The 23,832-nt window shown below is 34.9% G+C and carries 16 protein-coding genes; 11 read left to right on the top strand and 5 right to left on the bottom strand.

The annotated features are described in order from the left end of the window. Window positions 1-74 precede the first annotated feature (74 nt). The gene (locus tag CLV55_RS00215; RefSeq protein ID WP_112111732.1) at window positions 75-596 is read right to left on the bottom strand and encodes a hypothetical protein; all 522 of its coding nucleotides are present in this window, start codon (window positions 594-596) and stop codon (window positions 75-77) included. Between the two features lie 99 nt (window positions 597-695). Between CLV55_RS00215 and uvrA the strand changes: the two genes are divergently transcribed. The 7 genes from uvrA to CLV55_RS00180 all read left to right on the top strand — a co-directional run bounded on the left by uvrA (window position 696) and on the right by CLV55_RS00180 (window position 12,674). After that, entirely contained in the window at window positions 696-3,527 is a 2,832-nt protein-coding gene (gene uvrA, locus CLV55_RS00210; protein WP_112111731.1) for an excinuclease ABC subunit UvrA, read from the top strand. Next, the gene (locus CLV55_RS00205) at window positions 3,524-4,072 is read left to right on the top strand and encodes a GNAT family N-acetyltransferase (protein ID WP_112111730.1); all 549 of its coding nucleotides are present in this window, start codon (window positions 3,524-3,526) and stop codon (window positions 4,070-4,072) included. Before uvrA ends, CLV55_RS00205 begins: the two co-directional genes overlap by 4 nt. 99 nt (window positions 4,073-4,171) lie before the next feature. Then, window positions 4,172-4,897: an LOG family protein gene (locus CLV55_RS00200; RefSeq protein ID WP_112111729.1), complete on the top strand. Its 726-nt coding sequence runs from the start codon at window positions 4,172-4,174 to the stop codon at window positions 4,895-4,897. Window positions 4,898-4,962: 65 nt separating this feature from the next. Further along, a complete protein-coding gene (locus CLV55_RS00195) occupies window positions 4,963-6,396 on the top strand; it encodes an MBOAT family O-acyltransferase (protein ID WP_112111728.1) in 1,434 nt (477 codons plus the stop codon). Beyond that, complete coding sequence (locus CLV55_RS00190) at window positions 6,396-7,280, top strand: hypothetical protein (RefSeq protein ID WP_112111727.1); 885 nt, start codon at window positions 6,396-6,398, stop codon at window positions 7,278-7,280. The genes CLV55_RS00195 and CLV55_RS00190 overlap by 1 nt, the downstream gene beginning before the upstream one ends. Before the next feature lie 3 nt (window positions 7,281-7,283). Next, window positions 7,284-10,082 (top strand): gluzincin family metallopeptidase, encoded by a 2,799-nt coding sequence (locus tag CLV55_RS00185; protein WP_245902658.1) that lies wholly within the window; start codon window positions 7,284-7,286, stop codon window positions 10,080-10,082. Window positions 10,083-10,268: 186 nt separating this feature from the next. Further along, the gene (locus tag CLV55_RS00180) at window positions 10,269-12,674 is read left to right on the top strand and encodes an alpha-ketoacid dehydrogenase subunit alpha/beta (RefSeq protein WP_112111726.1); all 2,406 of its coding nucleotides are present in this window, start codon (window positions 10,269-10,271) and stop codon (window positions 12,672-12,674) included. A gap of 53 nt (window positions 12,675-12,727) precedes the next feature. Here the strand turns inward: CLV55_RS00180 and asnB are convergent, their stop codons facing one another. The 4 genes from asnB to CLV55_RS00160 all read right to left on the bottom strand — a co-directional run bounded on the left by asnB (window position 12,728) and on the right by CLV55_RS00160 (window position 19,924). Continuing rightward, window positions 12,728-14,392, bottom strand: a complete 1,665-nt coding sequence (asnB, locus tag CLV55_RS00175; protein WP_112111725.1) for an asparagine synthase B — start codon at window positions 14,390-14,392, stop codon at window positions 12,728-12,730. A gap of 189 nt (window positions 14,393-14,581) precedes the next feature. Next, the gene (locus CLV55_RS00170; RefSeq protein WP_112111724.1) at window positions 14,582-15,031 is read right to left on the bottom strand and encodes a hypothetical protein; all 450 of its coding nucleotides are present in this window, start codon (window positions 15,029-15,031) and stop codon (window positions 14,582-14,584) included. A gap of 64 nt (window positions 15,032-15,095) precedes the next feature. Then, entirely contained in the window at window positions 15,096-16,859 is a 1,764-nt protein-coding gene (locus tag CLV55_RS00165) for a TonB-dependent receptor (RefSeq protein ID WP_112111723.1), read from the bottom strand. A 50-nt stretch (window positions 16,860-16,909) separates the two neighbouring features. Next, a complete protein-coding gene (locus tag CLV55_RS00160; RefSeq protein WP_112111722.1) occupies window positions 16,910-19,924 on the bottom strand; it encodes a tetratricopeptide repeat protein in 3,015 nt (1,004 codons plus the stop codon). 249 nt (window positions 19,925-20,173) lie between these two features. Here CLV55_RS00160 and CLV55_RS00155 point away from each other — a divergent pair, with 249 nt between their 5' ends. Genes CLV55_RS00155 through CLV55_RS00140 form a run of 4 tightly spaced genes read left to right on the top strand, consistent with a single transcriptional unit; the run spans window position 20,174 to window position 23,832 of the window. Beyond that, window positions 20,174-20,857: a cell division ATP-binding protein FtsE gene (locus tag CLV55_RS00155; RefSeq protein ID WP_112111721.1), complete on the top strand. Its 684-nt coding sequence runs from the start codon at window positions 20,174-20,176 to the stop codon at window positions 20,855-20,857. Beyond that, on the top strand, window positions 20,854-22,131 hold the full coding sequence (locus CLV55_RS00150; protein WP_112111720.1) for a hypothetical protein: 1,278 nt from the start codon (window positions 20,854-20,856) through the stop codon (window positions 22,129-22,131). Before CLV55_RS00155 ends, CLV55_RS00150 begins: the two co-directional genes overlap by 4 nt. After that, window positions 22,124-23,278, top strand: coding sequence for a glycosyltransferase family 2 protein (locus tag CLV55_RS00145; protein WP_112111719.1), 1,155 nt, complete (start codon window positions 22,124-22,126; stop codon window positions 23,276-23,278). Before CLV55_RS00150 ends, CLV55_RS00145 begins: the two co-directional genes overlap by 8 nt. 5 nt (window positions 23,279-23,283) lie before the next feature. Further along, window positions 23,284-23,832 carry an SAM-dependent methyltransferase gene (locus CLV55_RS00140; RefSeq protein WP_158527006.1) on the top strand — a complete coding sequence of 183 codons (549 nt, stop codon included), beginning with the start codon at window positions 23,284-23,286 and terminating at the stop codon, window positions 23,830-23,832.

The raw sequence follows: 23,832 nt of genomic DNA, 5'->3' as shown, positions 1-23,832 counted from the left end.
GTCGAAAGACAGCTTTTTTTGTAAGATAAATGCCCAAAATTAATTCTAGTTTTGGGCATTCTTTATAAAAAGATTTATTTCGTTTTTTCTCCCACAAAATAGTCATTCGTACTTTTGAACAGTACATTAAATGTGGTTAAACTTCCGTAAATACGCGTAATGTATTGTTGCAAATCAATTTTTTCAGCTTCCTCAAGATTACTAGCATTTATTTTTTGTTCCATGACACGGAGTCGGTCACGAACCATAGTTATTTTGTGAAAAAAAGTATCTATAGGCACTTCTTTACTTTGTGTGGGTGTTCCGGGCTCTAGAATTAATTTTCCTCCTTTCCATTTATCAGCAATGGGGACAACTTGAGATACATCACTCCATTTTTGGAGGATGCTTTTTAAACTTCGCTCGATGTCGTAAAAACTTACCGAATCGACTTCGTCTTCAAGTGCTTCAATAATTTCAAAATCACTGTCAATAGCTATGGTTTCAAGGCCGCTATCAATAAAAGTAACCCAATATTGTTTGGCAGTTACATTCGTTACAACGCCCAATCCGAATTCAGCATGTTTAAGGCGTGAACCTATTCCTAAAATTTTCATGTTTTTTTTGTCCAAATATAAAAATCTTTAACAAATTCTTCTCAACAGACGTACCAAACTTTATTGTTAAAATTGTACTTTTGCGTTTTGACAAAGAATATGCTAGACCACGATAATACTATAGAAGTTATTGGAGCTAGAGCTCATAATTTAAAGAATATTGATATTACCATTCCAAGAGAACAATTGGTGGTTATCACAGGACTTTCGGGTTCTGGAAAATCGTCTCTAGCTTTTGATACTATATATGCCGAAGGACAACGCCGTTATATTGAGACGTTTTCTGCCTATGCTCGTCAATTCCTTGGTGGATTGGAACGTCCTGATGTCGATAAAATTGATGGTCTTTCGCCTGTGATTGCTATCGAACAAAAAACCACAAGTAAATCGCCACGTTCTACCGTGGGTACCATAACTGAAATATACGATTTCTTACGTTTGTTGTTTGCTCGTGCAGGGGAAGCTTACAGTTATAATACAGGTGAAAAAATGGTTTCTTATTCTGATGAGCAAATTAAGCAACTCATAATGGAAACCTATGAAGGAAAACGAATAGTGCTTTTGGCTCCCGTCATTCGTGCTCGAAAAGGACATTATGCCGAATTATTTCAACAAATAGGCAAACAAGGTTTTGTTAAAGTTCGCGTTAATGGTGCTGTAGTTGATATCACTCCGGGGATGAAATTAGATCGCTACAAAACACACGATATTGAAATTGTAATTGATAGACTTCAAATCGCTTCCGATGAGGACACCGCCAAACGATTGACCGAAAGCATCAAAACGGCCATGTATCATGGAGATGATGTGATGATGGTTTTGGAACATGAAACAACGGATGTGCGTTTTTTTAGTAGAACCTTAATGTGTCCAACTACCGGAATTTCGTATCAAAACCCTGAACCAAATTTGTTTTCGTTCAATGCTCCAAAAGGAGCTTGTGAATGTTGTAAAGGACTTGGAACGATATATGAAATCAATAGAAGTAAAATTATTCCTAATCCGAAGCTTTCCATTCAAAAAGGAGGTTTGGCGCCTCTAGGGGAATACAAAGCCTCATGGATGTTTAAACAATTGGAAGCTATTGGCGAAAAATTTGGTTTCAAATTAACAGATGCTCTCGAAACGCTTTCAGAAGAAGCCCTCGATATGATTATAAACGGAGGCAACGAAAAATTTTCTGTGGTTTCTAAAACTGCGGGCGTGACTAAAGAATATAAAATTGATTTTGAAGGAATTGCTACATTTATTAAAAGTCAATATGATGATAATGCCTCAACAGCGATTAAACGATGGGCAAAAGAATTCATGGATGAAATCGCATGTCCAGATTGTAAGGGTTCTCGATTAAAAAAGGAATCGCTTTATTTTAAAATACAAGATAAAAACATAGCCGATTTGTCCGCTATGGATGTGTCTGATTTGACAACTTGGTTTAAAGCATTGCCCGAAACACTTTCGGAAAAACAAAAAGTCATTGCTACAGAAATTCTGAAAGAAATCAATGATCGTTTGCAATTTTTGATGGATGTAGGGTTAAATTATCTATCCTTAAATCGAAGTTCTAAATCCCTTTCGGGGGGAGAAGCACAGCGCATTCGTTTGGCTACACAAATTGGTTCGCAATTGGTAGGAGTGCTGTATATCTTGGACGAACCGAGTATCGGATTGCACCAACGCGATAACGAACGTTTGATTAATTCGTTGAAAAACTTGCGTGATATTGGAAACTCCGTGTTGGTCGTAGAACATGATAAAGACATGATTGAATGTGCCGACTATGTGATTGATATTGGTCCGAAAGCTGGAAAATTTGGTGGGAACATTATTAGCAAAGGTACCCCAACAGAATTACTAAAAGAACATACTCTAACGGCGCAATATCTGAACGGTGAATTGCAAATAGAAGTACCTAAAAAACGTCGTGAAGGCAATGGAAAATCGATTAAACTAACTGGGGCAACGGGCAATAATTTAAAAAATGTTACTGTTTCGTTTCCATTGGGTACTCTAATTTGTGTTACAGGAGTTTCTGGAAGCGGTAAGTCGACGTTAATTAATGAAACCTTGTATCCCATATTAAATGCTCATATTTTTAATGGGGTCAAAAAACCAATGCCATACAAAAAGATTGAAGGTTTAGAACATATTGATAAAGTGATTGATATTGATCAAAGCCCTATTGGTAGAACACCTCGTTCCAATCCAGCGACGTATACTGATGTGTTTTCAGAGATTAGAAGTTTGTTTACCCTAACCCCTGAAGCGATGATTCGTGGCTATAAAGCGGGACGTTTTAGCTTTAATGTCGCTGGTGGACGTTGCGAAACTTGCGAAGGATCGGGAGTTCGAACCATCGAAATGAGTTTCTTGCCTGATGTGTATGTTGAATGTGAAACCTGTCAAGGCAAACGATTCAATCGAGAAACTTTGGAAATTCGTTACAAAGGAAAATCCATCTCCGATGTGTTAAACATGACGGTGGATGAAGCCGTAGAGTTCTTTGAAAACATCCCCAAAATCTATCGAAAAGTAAAAACTATTCAAGATGTTGGTTTGGGGTATATTACCTTAGGACAACAAAGTACCACTCTTTCGGGTGGAGAAGCCCAACGGATTAAATTGGCTACCGAATTGTCTAAAAAAGATACAGGTAATACTTTTTACATCATGGATGAACCCACTACAGGTTTGCATTTTGAAGACATTCGTGTGTTGATGGATGTGATTCAAAAATTGGTTGATAAAGGCAACACCGTGTTGATTATCGAGCATAATTTAGATGTAATCAAACTAGCCGATTATATTATTGATGTAGGTCTAGAAGGCGGAAAAGGTGGCGGAGAAATTCTTTGCACGGGAACCCCAGAAGAAATCATCAAACATAAGAAAAGCTACACGGCACAATTTTTAAAGAAAGAGTTAAAATGAATCATATCATAGTTGAGACCGAGCGATTGTGGCTAAAAAGCATCACACCTGCCATCATCAATGAATTGTTTCAAACCCAGACTAAAGATGCAATTAAGGCGTATTTAGGTTTGGATGATCTGGGTTATGACCATTACAAAGACATTTATGAAAAAGGAGTTGAAACCCATCGCTTGTCTATTTTTGTATTCCTATTGGTAGATAAGGAAACGGACCTACCTATTGGAGAATGTGGGTTTCATACTTGGAATGCTACTCATAGAAGAGCCGAAGTATTTTACAACATGCGAAACGAAGCGTTCAAGCAAAAAGGGTTGATGCGTGAAGCTTTGAAAGAAGTGTTAGCCTACGGTTTTACCGAATTAAATCTGCACCGAGTGCAAGCTTTAATTGCAGCTGAAAACCAACCTTCATTAAAATTATTACAACGATACGGCTTCAGTTTTGAAGGGACGATGCGCGAAGATTATCTGGTAGAAGGCAAAAACGAGGACTCTGAGTGCTATTCTCTATTGAAATGGGAATGGGAAAACAGCAAAAAATAAATAGGCAATAAACACCATCCTACACAAACTTTACCAAAAAAGACTTATTTTTGTAGGCTTTTCCTTATTGAAAAGGAATTGAAAAATTAATTAAAGGATATGGGATACAACGATTACAACAATGAAGATGAAAGAATCCAAGAAAAATTAAAGCAAAAAACTTGGAATGAGATTCGAACTAACGATTCTTGGGCGATTTTTAAAATCATGTCGGAGTTTGTGAATGGATATGAAACTATGGCGCGTATTGGTCCTTGTGTTTCTATTTTCGGATCGGCAAGAACCAAACCAGAGGACAAATACTACCAGTTGGCTGAACGTATTGCCTATAAAATTAGTAAAGCAGGCTATGGTGTGATTACTGGGGGCGGGCCTGGAATCATGGAAGCAGGAAATAAAGGCGCGCATCGTGGCGAAGGAACTTCTGTAGGGTTAAATATTGAATTGCCTTTCGAACAACATTTCAATCCGTATATCGATAAAGATAAAAATTTAAATTTTGACTATTTCTTTGTTCGTAAAGTAATGTTTGTAAAATATTCGCAAGGTTTTGTAGTGATGCCCGGCGGATTTGGTACGCTAGACGAATTGTTTGAAGCTATTACCCTGATTCAAACTAAAAAAATAGGAAAATTTCCCATTATTTTGGTTGGAACTTCCTATTGGTCGGGATTGCTAGATTGGATTAAAAACGTTATGATAGACCAACAAAGAAATGCTAATCCAGACGATCTGAACTTAATCAAACTAGTTGATACAGAAGATGAAGTAGTGGAAGCTTTAGATAATTTCTATAAAAAATACAATTTAAGTCCGAATTTTTAAGCGATCAGCTTTTAGTAGTTAGCCGTAAAGCTAACAGCTAATGGCTAACAGCTAATTACTTTACTATGTTTTTTAACTCGTTGCATTTTGCTGTTTTCTTACCAATAGTTTTTATATTGTATTGGTTTGTTGGGCATAAATCGAAAATTAATCAGAATTATATTTTGATTTTGGCGAGTTATTATTTCTACTCGTGTTGGGATTGGAGGTTTCTCTTTTTATTGGTATTTTCTACCTTGTTGGATTACGTTTCAGCCATGAAGATTGAGAAAAGTCAAACCAACAAAGAACGGAAAATGTGGTTATGGACGTGCGTGAGTATCAATGTAGGGTTTTTAGGCATTTTTAAATACTACAATTTTTTTGCAACTTCCTTTGCTCAAATGCTGCATTCCTTTGGTGTTACATCTAGTCCGATTTTATTGAAGTTAATACTTCCTGTTGGGATTTCGTTTTACACCTTTCACGGGCTTTCGTACATTATTGATATTTACTATAAACGCATTAAAGCAGAACGCAATTTTGTAGATTATTCGTTATTTGTTTGTTATTTTCCCTTACTAGTGGCAGGGCCTATTGAACGAGCAACACATTTATTACCACAAGTAAAAGTCCGAAGAAAGTTCAATTTTAATAAGGCGCAAGAAGGGATCTATCAAATCGTATGGGGCTTAGTGAAAAAAGTAGTTATTGCCGATTCGTGTGCCAATTATGCTAACGAAATTTTCAATCATTATACTACCATGAATTCGCTTTCATTGCTGTTAGGTTCGGTATACTTTGCCTTTCAAATTTATGGCGACTTTTCGGGCTATTCTGATATTGCTTTAGGAACCTCCAAATTGTTTGGAATTGACCTTTTGAAGAATTTTAATTACCCTTATTTTTCGAGAGATATTGCCGAGTTTTGGCGCAAATGGCATATTTCATTATCGTCTTGGTTTCGAGATTATTTATACATTCCGCTAGGAGGCAGCAAAGGCAACAAACTGTTTCAAGTGCGTAATACGTTTATTATTTTTTTAGTAAGCGGTTTTTGGCATGGAGCCAATTGGACGTTCCTAGCGTGGGGTTTTATAAATGCCCTTTATTTCATGCCATTGCTTTTGTTTAATCGCAACAGAAAACATGTTGATACGTTGGTTTTAAAAGCCAATGTCGAAGGAGTTCGAACTTTTTTGAATATCTTATTTACCTTTGCTTTGACTTGTTTGGCATGGGTGTTCTTCAGATCAAAAACACTTACAGATGCCTTACTGTATTTGAAACGAATGGCAACTGATTGGCATTTTTCTTCGCAATATTTTAGTATTGAGCGCTACAGTGAAGAATTGGTGTATTTGCTAATTATTTTTGTGTGGGTTGAATGGCAAACGAGGCATAAAATCGAACCCATATCGGGAAAATATAGTTGGGTAAAATTAGGATTCTGTTTGGCTTCTATTCTAGCACTGGGCGTGTTTTCCGATTATAAGGAGTTTATTTATTTTCAATTCTGATGAGAAAGTTTATACCCTTTTTACTCAAGAGTGCCGCTATTTTACTAGTAGCTATGATTCTTTTGGATATATTGTATACGGTAGTGTATCTTCAATCAGATTCTAGAAGTAAGATAGATTATTTGTATCAGTCTAAAAATAAAAATTACGATGTTGTTTTTCTGGGATCCTCCCGAGTAAACAATCACTTCATTCCTAAAATATTTAATGATCGGGGCTATAAAACATTCAATTTTGGTATCACTCGTTCGCGTTTGGAAGAATCGGCATTGATGTTAGAACTCATGTTGGAGCGAAACTATCACATTAAAACACTTGTCTTACAGGTTGATTTAAACATCAATTCTAACGATCATTCAGAGGCCATTCGTTCCCTTTTTATGCCCAATTTACATGTTTCTAAAACCATACGTTCCTATTACCAAAACATTCCCGAATATTATGCTTTGTTGTGCATTCCTTTTTATCGATACATGCATTACGATGCCCGAATTGGATTTAGAGAGGCCTTTAACGCAGCGATTCATAAAAAGACAAATGTTTTGGATGCTAACGGATTTCATGCTTTGATGACGAACGAACGCCCTATGGTTCCTGCTGATTTGTCTAAATATTATCCTAAGCGAAACAAAGGGTATGAAACAATAAAAAAGATATGCAAACAACATCATATCCGATTAATTGCCTTAACAACTCCCATGTGCAAGGAAACCATTAATAGAACTTATTTTAATCATTTACATGAAATTTATCCTGAAATTCTTAGATTTGAAGATTCTGTAACCGATGATAAATATTTTTCTACCTGTGGACACATGAATCGGGATGGAGCAGAATTATTTACTAAGATTGTTTTTCAATCTTTGTTTAATACTAAAAAATAACATTTGAAGAAACTACTTTTCATATTTCTTTTAAGTACACTTCACAGTGTAGCGCAGCATCAAATTCAATTGAAAGCTGTCGTAAATCATGAAAAGAAAACCCTTGCAATTTCACAAACTTTGGTCTATAACAATACGACTCAAGACACATTGCATGAAGTAGTTTTAAATGATTGGATGAATGCCTATTCAAATAAAAATTCTCCTTTAGGTAAACGTTTTTCAGATGAATTTGTACGGAGTTTTCATATTGCCTCCGATAAGGATCGAGGGGGAACCTTAGCGCTCTCTATTCAAAATAGTAAAAACACAAACCTACCATGGCACCGTCCTGAGGATTTTCCTGATTTGGTTGAAGTGCCTCTTGTGGAGCCTTTATTACCAGGACAACAAGCTACTTTTTTTTTAGAATATACAGTAAAAGTACCAAACGAATGTTTCACCAACTATGGATTTAATGATCAAGGTGAAATGACATTAAAAGATTGGTTTTTAACTCCGGCGCTCTATAGTAACAGAGCGTTTGTAAAGTACAATAATTTAAATATTGATGATGCCCCCAATGCGCTTTTTGATATAGATTTGGACATTACCACAGCACAAGATTATCAAGTAGTTTGTGATTTGCCTTTGCTTTCTTCTCAATCTAACAAGAATCATTTCAAAGGAACCCATCTCACGTCTTTAAGTTTGTATATTGATAAACACCCTACTTTCCAAGCATATAAAAATAATCAAGTAGAAGTAGTCACTAATTTTGAAGATACTCGTATCGATGAGATTACCAAAGCCTTACTCATAGATAAAATCACTAATTATGTTGGGAAGCACTTAGGTACTTATCCCAATGCAAAAATGGTAGTTTCTCAAACCGATTATGAGCAGAATCCGTTTTATGGACTCAATCAATTGCCTTCCTTTTTAAGACCTTTCCCTAATTATTTTATCTACGAATTAAAATTTTTAAAGACCTATTTGAATAATTTTGAAAAAAATTCCTTGCAACTCGATTCCAGAAAAGATAACTGGATCTTTGATGCCATTCAAGTATACTCTATGATGCAGTATATTGATGAGTACTATCCAGAAGCCAAAATGATGGGAAGTATTGGGAAGCTTCGATTGTTAAAAAGATTTCGATTAATCAATTTGGATTTTAACGAACAATACAGCTATTTTTATATGCTTATGGCTCGAAAAAACCTCGATCAGCCGTTGGGTGTGTCTAAAGACAAGTTGTTAAAATTCAATGAAAAAATTGCCTCAAAATACCAAGCGGGACTTACTTTTAGATACCTAGCGGATTATGTTGGGGAAGAAGTTTTACAAAAAAGCATACAGGACTTTGTGCGCGATGCCCAACAACATTTTACTACAGCTGCCGATTTTGAAAAAATTCTTAAAAAAAACACCTCAAAAAAATTGGATTGGTTTTTTACAACAATGCTTCATTCCAGACAGATTATCGATTTTACTTTTAAAAAAGTAACAAAAACGGAAGATACAGTGTCATTTAATTTAAAATCCAAATCGAATGTGGTTCCTATTCCTATATATGGTTTAAAAAAGAATGAAGTTGTTTTTAAAGAATGGATTGTCGATTATAAAAGCGATAGTCTTTATACTTTTAAAAGGTTGGGCGCCGACAAAATAGTGATCAATTACAAAAATACTGTTCCCGAATATAATCTGCGAAACAATTGGAAATCATTAAAAGCCTTTCCCGTTTTTAACCGACCTTTCAAGTTTAATTTGGTTAAAGATTTGGAAGATCCTGGATACAATCAGGTGCTTTATGTACCCACTTTAGAATATAATTACTATGATGGATTCATAGCTGGTATGCGTTTTCATAACAAGACGATATTGGATAAACCTTTCGGATTTGATATCACGCCATCTTATTCGTTAAAAACAGCTTCTTTATCGGGTAGAGCTTCTGGGGTTTATAATCAGTATCTTCGTGAAGGGAAGTTGTATTATATTAGATATGGATTGGGTGGTGAAAACTATCATTATGCCCCCGATGCTTATTACAAAAAACTAAATCCGAACATTACCTTCCGATTTAGAGAAAACGACTTCCGTAAAAACATAAACAAGAGTTTGGTGTTTAGGAATGTGATGGTTAATCGCGAACCCAGCGCTTTTGTACTCAGTAGCGCCGATGAAAACTACTCGGTTTTTAATATGCGTTTTTCCAATATTCAAACGGAGATTACCAAGCATAGAGGCATGATTAATGATGTTCAAATTTCTTCAAAGTTTGGAAAGATTGCTACAACGCTTAGTTTTAGAAGACTATTTAATGATAACCGACAAGTCAATCTTAGGCTCTATGGAGGCGTTTTTTTGTATAACAAAACCGAATCAAATTTTTTTAGTTTTGCCCTTGACCATCCCACAGATTATTTGTTTGATTATGATTACTTCGGGAGATCAGAAAGTTCGGGTCTCTTTAGTCAACAATATATACAAGCGGAAGGAGCTTTCAAATCAAAACTCAGCACACCTTATGCCAATCAATGGATGACCGCTCTAAACGGAAGTTTTAATATATGGAATTGGATTGAGGTTTATGGTGATGCGGGATTGTTAAAAAACAAATATGCCCAACCTCTTTTTGTTTATGATTCGGGGGTGCGTTTAAATCTTGTTACCGATTATTTTGAATTGTATTTTCCCGTGTATTCCAACAATGGTTTAGAAGTCACGCAACCACAATATGCCGAAAAAATTCGATTTATTGTCGCTTTTTCACCACAAGCACTGCTCGGTTTGTTTACAAGAAAATGGTTTTAAAATGTAAAAAAACAGCTTTGTTTTTGAGTATATTTTAAAAAAATAATCAAATAAAGACTTTTTATTAAATTATTTGTTTTTATTTGGATAATAAATTACTAAAAATTAAATTATATTTTTTTTACGGAATTACAATTATTAACACTTTTTCATTAAATTTGTTTCGTTAAGAAATCCATTTCAATTATGACTGAAATACAAACCAAAGTTGAAATTACTTTTGAAGATTTTAAAGCGGAAGTTTTAAACGATTATAGAATTGCTAGCATTAGTAGAGAGTGTAGTTTATTGGGAAGAAGAGAAGTGCTTACTGGGAAAGCCAAGTTTGGAATTTTTGGAGACGGAAAAGAAGTGCCTCAGTTAGCTATGGCAAAAGCGTTTAAAAATGGTGATTTCCGTTCGGGGTATTACCGAGATCAAACGTTTATGATGGCTATTGGGGCTATGACTATTGAACAATTTTTTGCAGGTTTGTATGGTCATACAGATATTCAATTTGATCCTATGAGTGCAGGTAGACAAATGGGAGGACACTTTGCCACCCATTCGCTTGACGAAAATGGAAATTGGAATGATTTGACAAAACAAAAAAATTCTAGCGCTGATATTTCTCCTACGGCTGGGCAAATGCCTCGACTTCTTGGATTGGCACAAGCCTCTAAAATTTATCGAAATGTAGCTGAAATCCAACAAACAAAATTTTCCGAAAAAGGAAATGAGGTGGCTTGGGGAACTATAGGGAACGCCTCTACATCTGAAGGCTTGTTTTTTGAGACAATCAATGCAGCAGGTGTACTTCAAGTGCCAATGGTAATGAGTGTTTGGGATGATGAATACGGAATTTCAGTTCATGCGAGACATCAAACTACAAAGGAAAATATTTCTGAAATACTCAAAGGGTTTCAACGAGATGAAAAGACTAAGGGGTATGAAATCATGACCGTAATGGGATGGGATTACGCTACGTTGGTGTCAGCCTATGAAAAAGCATCGACTCTTGCACGTGAGGAACATGTTCCCGTACTCATTCATGTGCGAGAATTGACACAACCTCAAGGACATTCTACCTCAGGAAGTCATGAAAGATATAAAAATGCCGAACGGTTGGCATGGGAGGCCGATTTTGATTGTATTCGCCAGATGCGTCTCTGGATGATTGAAAATGAACTTGCTACCTCAGAAGAATTGGATGCTATTGAAACACAAGCCAAAAAAGATGTTTTGGAAGGGAAAAAAGTAGCATGGAATGCATTTGTTGCTCCTATGAAAGCAGAACAAAAGGAATTGGTTTCTTTGTTGGAAACGGTAGCGCATCAAAGTGAGCAAAAGATTTTTATTGACAAATTAGCACAAGAGTTAGCCTCTATAAAAGAACCTATTCGAAAAGACATTCTTACTACAGCTCGTAAAGTACTTCGTATGTTATGGAATGATGAAGCCGCTTCGACACCGTTGGCTGCTTGGATTTTAAATTATATCGAAAAAATACAACCCAAATTTAGTTCACATTTATTTTCAGAATCGCAAGAAAACGTATTGACTTCAGAAGAGGTTTTACCCACTTATGAGGCTTCATCAGAAGAAGTAGATGCACGTTTGGTGTTAAGAGATAATTTTGATGCTCTCTTTTCAAAATACCCTGAAACACTTATTTTCGGAGAAGATTCGGGAACCATTGGTGATGTAAATCAAGGGTTAGAGGGCATGCAAGAAAAGTATGGCGCTATGCGTGTGGCAGATGTTGGAATTCGTGAGGCTACGATTTTAGGACAAGGAATTGGTATGGCGATGAGAGGGCTACGACCTATAGCTGAAATACAATATTTAGACTATTTGTTGTATGCCATCCAAATCATGAGTGACGATTTAGCAACACTACAATATAGAACCTCGGGGCGACAAAAAGCTCCTTTAATTATAAGAACGCGTGGACATCGTTTAGAAGGCGTATGGCATTCGGGATCTCCAATGGGGATGATTATCAATGCAATACGAGGTATTCATGTTTTAGTGCCTAGAAATATGACAAAAGCAGCGGGATTCTATAATACGCTTTTAGAAAAAGACGAACCAGCTTTGGTTATTGAGTGTTTAAACGGTTATCGTTTGAAAGAAAAAATGCCTACTAACTTAGGAGCTTTTAAAACACCGATTGGAGTCGTTGAAACACTTCGAGAAGGAACAGATATCACTTTAGTTTCTTATGGTTCTACTTTACGTTTAGTAGAACAAGCGGCGACAGAATTAGAACATGTAGGGATTCATGCCGAAATCATTGATGTTCAATCGTTATTGCCTTTTGACATCCGTCATGATATTGTGAAAAGTTTGGCCAAAACGAACCGTTTATTGGTGATAGATGAAGATGTTCCTGGCGGAGCAAGTGCTTATATACTTCAGGAAATTGTAGAAGTACAAAAAGGCTATCACTATTTGGATAGTGCACCTCAAACGTTAACATCTAAAGCTCATAGACCTGCTTATGGAACTGATGGAGACTACTTTTCAAAACCTTCAGTTGATGATATTTTTGAAAAAGTGTATGCCATTATGCATGAAGCCAATCCAAAAAAATTTCGAACGTTATACTAATAAAAAAAGCCTTCAAGTACTATAGTTGAAGGCTTTTTTATTACAAAAAGATTTTAATACGCCTCTTCATGAACGGTAGAAACCGCTCTTCCAGAGGGATCGTTCAAATTTTTAAAGGCTTCGTCCCATTCTAATGCAATTTGGGTACTGCAAGCGACACTAGCTTCTTGTGGCACACATAAGGCTGCGGTATCGCTTGGAAAATGTTCTGAAAATATAGTTCTGTAATAATACTCTTCTTTAGAAGTTGGCGTTTGAATGGGGAACTTATATTTTGCATGTGCCAGCTGTTCGTCGGAAACTTCTCTTGCGACAACTTCTTTTAGGGTATCAATCCAACTATAGCCTACGCCATCGCTAAATTGTTCTTTTTGTCTCCACGCCACACTTTCAGGTAACATGTCTTCAAAGGCTTTTCTAAGAACCCATTTTTCCATACGTTCGCTAGTAATCATCTTGTCACTTGGGTTAAAACGCATGGCAACATCCATAAACTCTTTGTCTAAAAAAGGTACTCTTCCTTCGATACCCCATGCCGCTAAACTTTTGTTGGCACGCAGACAATCATACATGTGTAATTTGCTTAATTTTCGCACGGTTTCATCATGAAATTCTTTAGCGTTTGGAGCTTTATGAAAGTACAAATAACCTCCAAATAATTCATCAGAACCTTCTCCAGAAAGTACCATTTTTATTCCCATAGATTTGATGACGCGCGCCATTAAATACATTGGTGTTGAGGCTCTAACTGTTGTGATGTCGTAGGTTTCTAAATTGTAAATCACATCACGAAGGGCATCTAATCCTTCTTGAATCGTAAATTTTATTTCATGATGAATGGTTTTTAAATGATCGGCTACTTTTCGAGCAGCTGCTAAATCGGGCGAACCTTCTAAACCCACTGCAAAAGAATGTAATTGTGGATACCATGCCTCGGCTGTATCGTTTGATTCAATTCTCTTTTTAGCGTATTTTTTTACGATAGCTGAGGTAATGGAAGAATCCAATCCTCCAGATAAAAGTACGCCATAAGGAACATCACTCATTAATTGTCTATGAACTGCCGCTTCTAAAGCATTTTTTAAATCTTCAATACTTGTGGTATTGTCTTTTACAGCTTCAAAATCGGTCCACTCTCGGTCATACCATTTTACCAACGCACCGTTTTTACTTGATAGGTAATGCCCAGGAGGGAAAAGCTCAATTTTAGTACAGTAGCCTTCTAGGGCTTTCAATTCTGAGGCAACGTAAAATGTGCCATATTGATCCCATCCCATATATAGTGGGATAATGCCCATATGATCACGAGCAATGAAATAATTATTGTGCTCAGCATCATAAAGTGCAAAACCAAAAATACCATTTAATTCATCGAGAAAATCGGTTCCCTTTTCTTTGTACAACGCTAAAATTACTTCACAATCACTTTCAGTTTTAAAATCATAAGTTAAAGTAAACTGCTCTCTTAGCGCTCGATGATTATAAATCTCACCATTGGCAGCAAGTATTAGATTTTTATCGGTACTCAATAAAGGTTGCTTTCCAGAAGCTGGATCGACTATAGCTAAACGTTCATGAGCTAATATTGCTTTGTCATGGCTATATATTCCACTCCAATCCGGACCCCGATGGCGAATACTTTTTGCCATATCCAATACTTGAGGTCTTATTATTTCTGACTTTTGCTTCAAATCGAAAGCACATACAATTCCACACATATTTTATTAGTTTATTTAATAAAGCAAAATTGATTTTTTTGTTTTAATAGTAAAATTAATTAAGTGTTATTGGTTTTAAATTAAAACAAATTTTTATTTATTTTGTAAAAAAATGAAACTATTTAAGGTAGGAAATGTACATCCAGATTAGAGTTTATAATTCTTTTTGGGTTAATAGAAAAGAGGATTTTATTGAATCGTTTCTATTGTATAGATAGACGCATTAATTTCAAATGTGAACCCTTTTTCTTGTCCTATTAATTTAGTTACCAAAGGAGATTGAAGAGAGACGGCAATAATTGTTTTCCCATCAATAGTGATTTTAGGGAGGGCTGCACTTATAAAAAGTAACATTCCATTGGCTTGAACCAAACTTCCTAGGGCAATTTTAGAATGCATAGTTGAAGCATCAATTTTATCAAGAATTGCTTTTTGATTGAGAATTTCTTTAAGTTTATGGTTGAGTTTTTCTTGTTCAAGATGCATCATAGAAAGTGCTGTTTCATGTTTATCACCCGCCGAACCTTTGGCATCGTTTAGGGCATCTTGTGTCAAATCGGCAATCATATCCCGAAAAATATCTATTCGGTCTTGAAGTAGTTGATTATAATGTTGAAGTATTTTTTGTTTTTGTGTCATAATCAAAATTCAACTGCAAAGTCCGTAAGATATATACAATATTTTGAGAACTTTGCAGTTACTTTTAAAAATCAAATTTATAATTAGCCCCTAGCAATACTTGTATGCCTTGTACAGGGTAGTTCAACCAACGTTCGTAATTTTGATTGGCTAAATTGTTTCCTTTGAAAAAGAACGTCAGACGTTTGTTGTGTTTATACCCTACATGTGCATTCAAATCAAAATAACTTGATAATTTCACCTCTTCCATATTTGCAACGATACCCGAAGTGATCATTTGATCTTTTCGTGATCCCACATAGAACATTGTTGAACCTGCATACCATTTTGGCGTCAAAGTTACGTCACAGGTAGCCCCTAGTTTCAAGTTGGGTAAATTCCAAGCTTGTTGCTCATTTCTAGTAGTATAACTAAAGATCGAACCGTTTATTCCTACGGAGATGTTTTTAGAAAAATCGGCCTTTAATTCGCCAAATAGCGTTACTGTTTTTACATTATCATAAACGATGTTGAAGGAATTTCCATAATGATAACCGAGTTTATCTGACATGAGTGCATCGTATATATTATTTTTAAACAAGGCTTTATTGTCTTCATTCATCACAGAGGCTCTCAGGTTATACCCTACATAATTAGCTAATTTCCCTTTCAAACCAAGATAAACATCATATTTTTGATCGGTAGGAGCTATGGCCAAAGTAGGGGATAAGAAAAAGTTTTCTTGTACAAAATCATAGTAGGTATTTTGCTTTAGTGCGCCTTCAGCACCAGCATAGGCAATCATTAAATCGCCAACCACTTTATAGGTACCCGTGATATTTGGGTAGACATACAATTTGTTTTTTGAGGAAGTAACAAGAGTATCTTTGGCAGTGCTGTAGAAAATTCCAACACCAAAATTTACCGAAAAATCCTCTTTATTCCATTGAAAAGTTGGTTTTATGCCAAAGTTTGTAAATCCGTACACGACGCTATTAGTATCAAAATAATCTTTTTGAAAGGTACCACTTACGTGATCAAGTACCATATTTGTTTTTAAAGTCACATCCATAATATCAAAATCAAATTTTGGTTGAACAACCACATGATTTTCACTTGAAGAGAAACTGTCCGAAAAATGATTATAGTTGAGCGTTACTTCTTTAAACATGCTTTCATTCACAGCTAATTTTCCGCCAAGGCTAATATTTTGATAGATATGTTTTGGATTAATCGAATGGAATAAATCCTCTTGTGCCTCTGCTGTTAAATTATCATACAAAGAGGAATTCAAACCATACCAATTGTAGCCCATTCTTTTATAACCTAGGTCGCCATTCCACGAAAAGGCTTTTGATTTGCTGCCATATGTTATATCTATCGATGAATTAGAGAATTGGTTTTTTAAAGGAACATTTTTTATGCCTCCTTGTGAAGACAAATGGTGAATCATAGCACCAACATAATCACTATTATCTAAGGTTTGAGTCAGTACTACATCGGCAGCTAGCGTTCCATAATTTCCGAAGGCAAGTGTAGCATAATTATTGAAATATTTTTCACTTTTTCCATTTTCAACATTGGCGGCTTTTCCTTTTGAAGGAGTAAAAGTTGAGGCTACTGGAACTGAAAAAATAGGGTATTGAATGGATTCTTTTTTAGCATTGTCCTCGTCATCTAGTGTAGGGGTTTCCTTTACTTTAAAGGCATCAGAAATTGTAGCAGAATAGGATTTTACAACATTGACAACCTCTGTTCCAATAGCGTCATATTTCTTTTGTGAAAAAGACAGTTGAGTTATCATAAAAAATGAAATTAAAGCTATTTTAAGGGAGATATTACGTTTCATAAGTCTATATTTTATGTGATAAGTGAACCAAATAATATTTATTAAAGGGATTATTTTACAATAGATGAGTTGGTTTTACTCTCTTCAGATTTAATAGTATCTAATTCTTTTTGTGCGTCTTGAACAACTTCAGTATACTCAGTGAAATTTTCGATGACACTTTGTAAAATTGCTGTAGCTTGGAAACTGTCTTTCAAACCGTAATAATTTTTAGCCATTACGATAAGACTTTTTGAACCAAAGTATTTATATCCCGAATAGTCTTTGGCAATTTTTTGAACAACCTTATTGGAATCCAAGAACTTTCCGTCTTTATTTTTAAAAAAGGCATCATAATAGAGTGCCTCTGCGGCAAGTTCTCCTTTAGCAATTTTTAATAAATTGGCATAGGCAATACGTGCCTTTGCTTCGTCGTTTACATTAATGGCGGCACGAGCTATAATGATTTGGGCGTCACTTTTTATTTTGTTGTCTGTTTTCGGATTAGCCAATACTTTCTCGGCATATACGACCGCATTTTGATAGTCTTTTTGCTCATAATATGCACGCATTAAATTGGCCTGTGCAAAGGTTACATTTTGTGGAAAATCAGCTTCTTTCTCCAGTCGTAATAGCACAGGAATTCCTTTTAGGTAGTCGTTTTTCTTTAAATAAATTTCGCATAGGCGCGACAAAGCTTGTTCCGTAAATTCGTTTTTCGCTTGTGCACATACATATTCATAATTTTGAGTCGCATTTTGTTCCAAACCATCAGCATAATAAAGTTGAGCTAAGTAAAAATTGGCATTAACTAGGTGTAATCCGTTTGGAAAATTCGCAATATACGAACTCAGTGTGGCAATAGCTTGTTTTTTATTGTTTTGAACATATTGTTTTTCAGCGGCTTCATAGCTGTCATTGTCTAATTCTCTATCCGATACTTCGATGTAATGTAACGATTTTACCCAAGCCGCATATTCGTCTACTTTTCCATTGTCTACATAGATTAGACGTGCTGTGCTTACTGCTTCTAGGGCTTCAGGTGTTTTTGGAAATTCAGAGGCTACTTTTTTAAACTTGTCAATAGCTAAATCATCTTTGTTGGCATTGTAATAAAGCAAACCTTCTTTTAGAACGGCTTTTGAAGCGAACGTACCATTTTTAAATTCAGCTAACAATTGGTCATACGTTTTAATTGCTAGGTCAATTTTGTTTTCTGTGACATATGTATTTGCCAATTCATATAACGCATCGTCTCGGTATTGAGACGATTTGAAGTTTTGTAAAAACTTATTAAAGTCTTCAATTTTTTTATCGTTTTTTGAAACAAAACCATAGCTAATAGCTTTTTGATAGGCTGCATAATCCGCGTCTACACTTTTTAATTCAATAGCTTTGTTGTAAGCATCCATGGCAGGCCAATATTTTGAAGTTACAAATCGGCAATCGCCCAATCTCAAATAAGAATCATTCAATCGAATTTTGTCTTCTTTTTGCGCATCTATTTGATTTTGAAAAAAAGGCGCTGCTTGTTCATATTCCTTTTGTTTGAAATAACAATAGGCAATGTTGTAATTAATATTTTTATATTCATTCGTGTTTTTGGCTTCACTCATTTCTAAAAATTGTTTAAAACTAAGCAATGCGTCATTAAAATTGTCTAATGTAAACTCAGTTTCTGCTTTCCAAAACGTGGCTCTAGCGGTGCATTTTGGGTCTTTTTGAATTCCGATAGATGTCGTAAACATTTTCAAAGCATCGTTATAGTTTCCATCGGTATAAAGTTCTAACCCACGATAGAATGTTACTTTTTGATAAGCTTGTCTATTTTCTGGATTTTTGTTTTTTTCTAATAAAGTTAGCGCTTCTTTATAATTTTTGGACGTAATGTAGGAGTTAATCAACAAGGCTTCAATTTCAGATTTACTTGAAGAGTTAGGATATTTGTTTAAAAAAGCGTTCAACACATCAGGCACTGATTGGTAGGAATTCCCAATTTCGTAACTGATTTTGGCATAATTCAGTGAGGCGTCTTCTTGAATTTGTTTGTCAAAATCGATTTCAGAAGCGGTTTTAAAAGCATTAAGTGCCTGCTGTTTTTTATCGCTATTTAAGTAACATTCAGCCAAATGATAATATGCGTTTTGTGCGACAAAATCATTTCCATCAATAATCTTGTTGAATTGTGCTATAGCATTTTCATAGTCTTTTTGTTGGTAGTAGGTATATCCTAATTGATAAAAATCGGTATTATTCCATTTGCCATTTTTACCATTATAGCCTTTTAAAAACGGAAGAGCCTCTTCATATTTTTTCAGATTGAAATAACTCTCACCAATGATTTTATTCAATTCTGATTTTTCCATAGCATTCGACTTTGACATAGCCGCTTTTCCCAGTTCTATTGCTTTTTCAAAATTTCCTAATTTGAAGTTCATGTCAGCTTGAAAGTAGGATAGCTTTTCTTTATATTTTTCCTCGCCCGAAACTTGGTCAAAATACTTTGTAGCTTCTTTATAATTATCCTCTTCATAAGACATAAACCCTAAATAATATTTGGCTTGAGCTCCATATTCTTTTGAGTTGGCTACTTTGTTGAAGTAGTTGGTTGCTTCTTTTTTATTTTTGGCTGAGAAATTAGAATATCCCCTTTGAAAATAATATTTTTCAAGTTCGTCAAAAGTTAATTCACTTTCTTCCACTTTTGCAAAATATTCTAATGCTAAAGGATAATTTCCTTTTTCAAAATAATAGGTGGCAACCCCCAAGTAGGCTTGGTTTTGTTTGGTACTTGTAGGGTAGTTTTTTACAAAATTCTCCATCAAGACATCGGCATCCGATTGATTTAAACGAATGGCGCAATTTGCTATGTAGTAAGCACAATCAGCCTGAATATCAGATTCATTGTTGTTTTGACGTACTTTATCAAATGCTATTTGAGCAGCCAAATATTGCTTGTCTTTGTACAAGGAAACTGCTTTTTCAAATTCTGAGGATTTGTTGGTATAAATTTCCGATTGTTGCGCCGAAAGTGTAGTCGCACATACGAGCGTTCCAAAGTAAAGTGTTGTGGCAATTTTTCGCATTTTTATAAATTTTTATAATACTCAAAGTTATTATTCTCATACTAATAACGAGTGATACGTACTTTTTATTATAAACATTTTTCTTAACAAATTGATAGGGCTTGGGCTTTCAAAATGTCAAGTCATATAAACCAACGATTTATGTTTATGGAAATGATAGAAAAAAATAGTCAATCTAAAATTTATATTTTCAAAATCTAAAATCTAATATCTAAAATTTATTACTTTTACCCAATAAACATTTTTTCTATGTCACAAGCAATAGTTTCTTTAAAAGAAGTAACCATTTACCAAGATCATAATGCTGTTTTATCTGAGGTCAATCTTGAAGTCACCAAAGGAGAGTTTCTATATATTATTGGAAAAACAGGAACTGGAAAAAGTAGCTTGATGAAGACATTATATGGTGATTTACCTCTGATGGATGGTGAAGGATCGGTTGTGGGATATGATTTAACAACTTTAAAAGAAAGCGATATCCCTTTTTTAAGAAGAAAAATAGGCGTTGTTTTTCAAGATTTTAAACTGCTTTCAGATAGAAATGTTAACGAAAATATGCTGTTTGTTTTGAAAGCCACAGGATGGAAAGATTTACAATCTATGCAAGAAACTATCTATGATGTTTTGGATCGAGTTGGAATGAAAGATTTTGCTCACAAGATGCCACACCAACTTTCTGGAGGCGAGCAACAACGTATAGCCATTGCAAGAGCGTTGTTAAATGACCCAGAACTTATTCTTGCCGATGAGCCTACAGGGAATCTTGACCCTCAAACCAGTGCCGAAGTTCTTGAAGTATTGAAGAAGATCAATGCTAATGGAAAAACTGTAATTATGGCAACACACGATTACGCATTGTTAATGAAATATCCTTCCAAGACCTTAAAATGTGAAGAAGGTTCTATTTTTGAAGTGGTGCAAAAATCTGTATGAAAATAAAAATAAATAGGATCTATTTCAATGCACTCTTTGTAGTCATCACTTGCTTTTTAGTCCTTTGGAAAGGAGTGGTGTATGCTCCAGATAGTGAAGGGTATCTAAGCATGTCTATTTATAGAAGTCTGGGCTATCCTAGTTTTATTTTATTTCACAAAGCTCTTTTTGGTTCAAGATATGTGTACTTTGTACTGCTGAGTCAGTTACTACTAAACTTAGGAGCTATTTTTTATTTAAAAAATAAAGTACAACAGATACTAAACCTCCCTTTTTGGAAGGCTTTTTTGTTTATGCTACTGTTGGCAATTCCTTTGTTTTATGAGATTCATGTTGCCAATGGACTTTTGTCTGAAGCACTTGCCTATCCCTTGTATTTGATAGTTTTAGCTCATTTATTTGATTTTTTGGTAACCAAAAATAGAAAGAAGGTAATTCTATCTGCCATTTTGTTACTCCTTCTGATTCAGGTGAGAGGGCAGTTCATGTTTTTGGTTGTTGTGTTGTTTTTAGCCGTTTTTGTTTCAGAAATGAGTTTTAAGTTATTAAAAAAACAGATAGGAATACTTGTGTTCATTATTTTAATTCCGTTTATTTCAGTTGGGATTGATATTTGTTTTCATAAAATTGTCCATCACAAAGCGGTAACAACACCTTGGACGGGAATTCAAATAGCCACATTACCTTTTTTTATAGCCAATCAAAAGGATTATTTAGAGTTCCCTTCCACAGAACAACAAGATTATTTTAGATTCATTTACGGCCGTTTAGAACAAAAGAATTTGCTTTTGAATCAGTTTTCAGATGATTCGACTACCAAAATGGATTATTATTTCTCGCATTACGTTCAAATTGCTAATGGGACTTTAAATAACGATGGGGAATCTTTTTTTAAAAATAATCATGTGCTTCAAGAAGATTTAGTTGTTGTAAATGATAAAATGACATCATCCATGACGATGCCTCTTGTTAAGGCTCATTTTTTTAAATGGGTTTCTTTATATTTTGAAAATATTTGTAAAGGATTGGGAACTGCCAAAAATGTTTTATTGATACTCTTTCTTTGTGTATTTAGTTTCTTTAGGTTACTATCAAAACCTATACCTGCTCTTAAAATTATTTTTATTGGAACACTTTTAGTATTGGGAAATGCAGCTCTTGTGGCCTTAGCAGAACCTACCATTTCAAGATATCTATTTTATAATAATTGGGTGCTGCTCTCGATAGTACTACTTTTATTTGATTTTTCATTTTATAAAAAAGAAGATGAATAAAGAACTATCTATCGTGATGCCGTGTCTCAATGAGGCAGAAACACTTGAATTTTGTATCAAAAAAGCACAGGATTATTTTCATGAATATAAAATCGATGGTGAAGTTGTTATCGCAGATAATGGAAGTACAGATGGATCACAAGCCATCGCTATTGCGCACGGTGCACGTGTGGTAACAGTTTCAGAGAAAGGCTATGGCAGTGCTTTAAAAGGAGGGTTTGAGAATGCCTTAGGGACGTATATCATTATGGGTGATGCCGATGATAGTTATGATTTTAGTCAGTTAAATCCTTTTATAGAGAAATTGAGAGAGGGGTATGATGTAGTAATTGGAAACCGTTTCAAAGGAGGTATCGAAAAAGGGGCTATGCCTTTTCTCCACCGCTACCTAGGAAATCCAGTTTTGTCTTGCATTGGGAGAGTGTTTTTTAATTCTAAAATTGGCGATTTTCATTGTGGTTTAAGAGGTTTTAGTGCCGAGGCATATAAAAAAATGAATTTAACTACAACAGGAATGGAATTTGCCTCTGAAATGATAGTCAAAGCCCATTTAATCAATTTAAAAATCGCTGAAGTTCCCACTACACTTAAAAAAGATGGGCGTTCCAGACCCCCTCATTTAAATACATGGCGAGACGGTTGGAGGCATTTACGATTTTTATTATTATACAGTCCAAAATGGTTGTTTTTATATCCAGGTATATTTTTAATGCTGTTTGGTTTTATTTGTTCGACATGTCTGGTTAGTTCTCCTATCCATTGGAAGTACATCACTTTTGATGTTCAAACGTTATTGTATACTATGAGTGCCTTGTTTGTAGGATTTCAATTGGTTTTGTTTTATGGGCTAACGAAAGTATTTGCCGTAACCCAACAACTATTGCCGAAAAGCAATCGATTTGATACGATTTTCAAATACATTACTTTAGAAAAAGGGCTAATTTTAGGTTTTTTTCTGATATTGGTAGGCATCACGCTTACCCTTTTTGCGGTCTCTTTTTGGTTCCAAAATCATTTCGGAACGTTAAATTTTAGAGAAACTTCAAGAGTGGTAATTCCTGCAGCATTTACTATTATAATGGGAATTCAGATTGTGTTATTCAGTTTCTTTTTTAGCATTTTAGGGCTGAAAAATTCAATAAAATGAGAACTATGAAAAAATTAGATTATTTTATTCAAAAGCAACGCTTATTACAAGCAGAGCAATACATTATAGGAGATTCAATCTTGGATATCGGCTGTCATCATGGAGAATTATTTGAGCATCTATTAAAAAAACGACCTATTTTTGGAGATGGTATAGATAGTGTATTGGAAACCCAAAAAACGACCTCAAATTACACCTTATATCCAGGATATTTTCCAAGTGATTTTCCTGAGGAAAAACAATATCACAACATCACTTTGTTGGCCGTTTTAGAACACATTCCTATTCAAGAAATTGAACACTATCCTAGAATTCTTAGTCGATTTTTGAAACCTAAAGGGCGTGTTATTATTACGATACCTTCCAAACAAGTAGATTATATTTTAGCCATATTGTTGTTTTTTAAATTGGTCAAAGGAATGGATTTAGAGCATCATCAAGATTTTGAAAGATCACTAATTAAAACAATATTTACCGCACATGATTTCAAACTCATGAAAGAGAAAAAATTTGAATTTGGTTTGAATACCTTGTATGTTTTTGAAAAAAAATAA

The sequence above is a fragment of the Flavobacterium aciduliphilum genome (genome assembly GCF_003268855.1).
GTDB classification, from domain to species: Bacteria; Bacteroidota; Bacteroidia; order Flavobacteriales; family Flavobacteriaceae; genus Flavobacterium; species Flavobacterium aciduliphilum.
The sequence above is the reverse complement of the archived record's forward strand: the minus strand, read 5'-3'. Positions and strand labels throughout refer to the sequence as shown.

Bases quoted from the DNA above. Each gene is read 5' to 3' on its own strand.
- CLV55_RS00215 (WP_112111732.1), bottom strand. From the start codon at position 596: ATGAAAATTTTAGGAATAGGTTCACGCCTTAAACATGCTGAATTCGGA.
- uvrA (WP_112111731.1), top strand. From the start codon at position 696: ATGCTAGACCACGATAATACTATAGAAGTTATTGGAGCTAGAGCTCAT.
- CLV55_RS00205 (WP_112111730.1), top strand. From the start codon at position 3,524: ATGAATCATATCATAGTTGAGACCGAGCGATTGTGGCTAAAAAGCATC.
- CLV55_RS00200 (WP_112111729.1), top strand. From the start codon at position 4,172: ATGGGATACAACGATTACAACAATGAAGATGAAAGAATCCAAGAAAAA.
- CLV55_RS00195 (WP_112111728.1), top strand. From the start codon at position 4,963: ATGTTTTTTAACTCGTTGCATTTTGCTGTTTTCTTACCAATAGTTTTT.
- CLV55_RS00190 (WP_112111727.1), top strand. From the start codon at position 6,396: ATGAGAAAGTTTATACCCTTTTTACTCAAGAGTGCCGCTATTTTACTA.
- CLV55_RS00180 (WP_112111726.1), top strand. From the start codon at position 10,269: ATGACTGAAATACAAACCAAAGTTGAAATTACTTTTGAAGATTTTAAA.
- asnB (WP_112111725.1), bottom strand. From the start codon at position 14,392: ATGTGTGGAATTGTATGTGCTTTCGATTTGAAGCAAAAGTCAGAAATA.
- CLV55_RS00170 (WP_112111724.1), bottom strand. From the start codon at position 15,031: ATGACACAAAAACAAAAAATACTTCAACATTATAATCAACTACTTCAA.
- CLV55_RS00165 (WP_112111723.1), bottom strand. From the start codon at position 16,859: ATGAAACGTAATATCTCCCTTAAAATAGCTTTAATTTCATTTTTTATG.
- CLV55_RS00160 (WP_112111722.1), bottom strand. From the start codon at position 19,924: ATGCGAAAAATTGCCACAACACTTTACTTTGGAACGCTCGTATGTGCG.
- CLV55_RS00155 (WP_112111721.1), top strand. From the start codon at position 20,174: ATGTCACAAGCAATAGTTTCTTTAAAAGAAGTAACCATTTACCAAGAT.
- CLV55_RS00150 (WP_112111720.1), top strand. From the start codon at position 20,854: ATGAAAATAAAAATAAATAGGATCTATTTCAATGCACTCTTTGTAGTC.
- CLV55_RS00145 (WP_112111719.1), top strand. From the start codon at position 22,124: ATGAATAAAGAACTATCTATCGTGATGCCGTGTCTCAATGAGGCAGAA.
- CLV55_RS00140 (WP_158527006.1), top strand. From the start codon at position 23,284: ATGAAAAAATTAGATTATTTTATTCAAAAGCAACGCTTATTACAAGCA.